This window comes from Pseudoalteromonas atlantica, assembly GCA_007988745.1.
Lineage (GTDB): Bacteria > Pseudomonadota > Gammaproteobacteria > Enterobacterales > Alteromonadaceae > Pseudoalteromonas > Pseudoalteromonas atlantica.
Genome location: BJUT01000104.1, coordinates 1 through 2,564, shown reverse-complemented (window position 1 = coordinate 2,564; position 2,564 = coordinate 1). Strand labels below are relative to the sequence as shown.

Here is a 2,564-nt window from a genome sequence, read left to right as displayed (position 1 = left end):
ATTGATGCTCAGAGGGCTAAAGCTAAGGAAGAATGGTCTAGAGTAAATACATAGCCAGATTGTAAGTCAGCTACCTTTTAGGTGGCTGACTATACTAGTAAGTATTAGTCCATCAGATACAACAACTCTTAAACTACTTAAATTAAAAAACTAACCAATATTTTTAATTTTGCAAAATCTCCTGCGTAACAGGGAAAAACAAATAACAACATATTTTTAAGCAAATTAACCCCTTGAGCTCTATGCTTATATTCGTATAATCAAAAGCAAGAATGAGATTTGAGAAAAATAACCTCATAATATTTAGCCTTCCGGTTCTGAGCCAGATACGTCTCAGAACAAACGGGCTGTCATGGGGATGGTAGGATAAGAGACGCTTGCCCATGAGAGTGCAAATGCTGTGCTGCTTAAAGCAGCTGATATTCGAGCATTGAATATCAACAAGGGGATCTACCTACAGCAGCAGTGAGATGAGTCGCAATAAAAAGTTGGATCTGATTGGGCAATGTTAATAATCTCCCTCCAGTTTGGATATAGACTTTTAGTAAATGAGGCATCGCAGATAGGCGTTACTAACAATTAAGTTTACTAAGTTACTACCAACATGCCTTACAGTAAGTATCGTGGCATAAATCAAATGTTTTTGGTACACCCAAAGCTAACCTGCATCCACTTACTACCAAATCCCACTGTTTGCCACCAAGCTATGTGTGTTGAAATCGTTGTACAACTATTTTTTATTAGCTATACCGAGTTTTATTTAACACTGGACTAGGAGCACAAGCCAAATAAACCTTGATGAAAAGGCCTCTTTCAATTAATGTATAAACTCAAGCTCTAATAGCTTGTAGTAACTTACAATTCAGATTTCGATACTAAAGAGACCTAGGACTCCTTTTTTTAAAGGGGTAGCTACTTTTTAGTATCAATTCTAGGCTCTTGTATCCTGTCTTTAAATTAATAAAGAGGATTTCATGCCTACACCAAAACAAAAATTACCTAATCTCAAAACCTTAGCAAATAAATTTACCGATCTTGCACCAGTTATATATATGAGTGTCCTAAGAACCAAAGGGGGATCAGGTGAATCACGTGTTGTCCAAGAGCTAGCAGATAAACTTTCGCAAATACACCATAAAGTGTTAATTGTTACATCTCAAAAAGCCCAGAAATATGGCCACAAGGTGCGTGGTTACGACACCACTCCAAATGTGCCAATGGAAATCATGCAAGCGCTGAAAAATTCAATGTTAAATTCATCTTTCAAATTTGGAAAGCTTATTTCTGCTGAAGATATTCCAAACTCCGAAATTTCACTTGCAAATACATACTACGATTGGATGTACTCAGAAATTGATACTTTAAAAAAGACTATTGCAAAATCACATTATACAGCTGTAATTCTTACGACCGGAGAAGGAAGTGCAGTTAGTGGAAGAGAGGTTGAATACGCTTTAAAGCATTCCGAAGTTACGATCTTATCAATTGCATCAGATGTCCGTGACAGTACAAAGAAGGCTAATGACATCGTCAACTACATTTCAAGTTGCCCAGTTGATAACAGCGAGCTATGGTCATTAAAATGGGGTACCAGCAAAAAAGAAATTCATACATACCAATTAGTGTGTCATAACTAGTTTTAAGAATTAGTTTTAAGATTCAAATAAATAGCAGTTAGATAGGTATGATTTTAGATTTCTGTTTAGCTGCTATTATCATTTTTAAAGAGTTCAAACAAGTTATGCAAAACCATATTGATAAAGTAATAAGCTCTAACCTTCAAAAAAAACCAAGCAATTGATTTAAAAAGAGATTGACATTCACAATTGTCAATTAGAATTGAGAGTCTTCTATGTGAATAAACAGGTGCAGGTAACGAGACTGTAGAATAACTCCAACAGCCAAATTCAATTAAAAACGAGCTCCTATAATTAACTCTAAGCGTTTTTAAAGCATTAGGTAATGCATTTGGAACCCATAAAACGGACTGATTTTCTTTAAAAATAGTAATTCTACAGCCTCAACGCCCTCATCAAGCGGCGTAAAATACAGTCGCTTGCACGTGCATGTTATCTGTCTTTCACTATGCTTTTATAAATAACTGCAAAGCTGTTAATTAGGTTTGTCACTAAATTATTCATGACTGGTACTATTGGCTGAAAATTAGAAGCTATGTCTTCACGCACTATCTTTTTTATGTTTTCCATTGACATCACTTTTTCTATTTCGGATGAAAATTCATCTGAAGGACCTTCCATAGCTTGAATAACAATAAGATTTTTGTTCGAATAGCCCTCTTGATGGGCTACTTTATTTCGCGAACACCTTAATTGCGATACCGAATCATTTAACTTCTTTATTGTTTCAGCCGCCTGCGGATAATCTTTTTTTAGGAGGTCTAAAACATATCTATTTCCTCCCGCTCTCTCCATTTTACTTTTATCCAAAAGCACTGTTGTACCTGCTAATAGGTGGCACCTGTCAACAACACTGGTTAGTCTTAATAGAAAGTTTTCAGCATGAAAAGAATAATGCTCCGATAATTCATAATTTGAATCTTTAAA

2 protein-coding genes are annotated in these 2,564 nt (G+C 35.4%); one reads left to right on the top strand and one right to left on the bottom strand.

Annotated elements, in window-relative coordinates; genetic code table 11:
- The first annotated feature begins 974 nt into the window (after positions 1-974).
- Positions 975-1,637 (top strand): hypothetical protein, encoded by a 663-nt coding sequence (locus tag PAT01_RS19810; protein WP_154946051.1) that lies wholly within the window; start codon positions 975-977, stop codon positions 1,635-1,637.
- A 432-nt stretch (positions 1,638-2,069) separates the two neighbouring features.
- Here the strand turns inward: PAT01_RS19810 and PAT01_RS20155 are convergent.
- Positions 2,070-2,564 (bottom strand): Cthe_2314 family HEPN domain-containing protein (locus PAT01_RS20155; protein WP_186807316.1); only part of this gene is annotated, 495 nt, incomplete at its 5' end.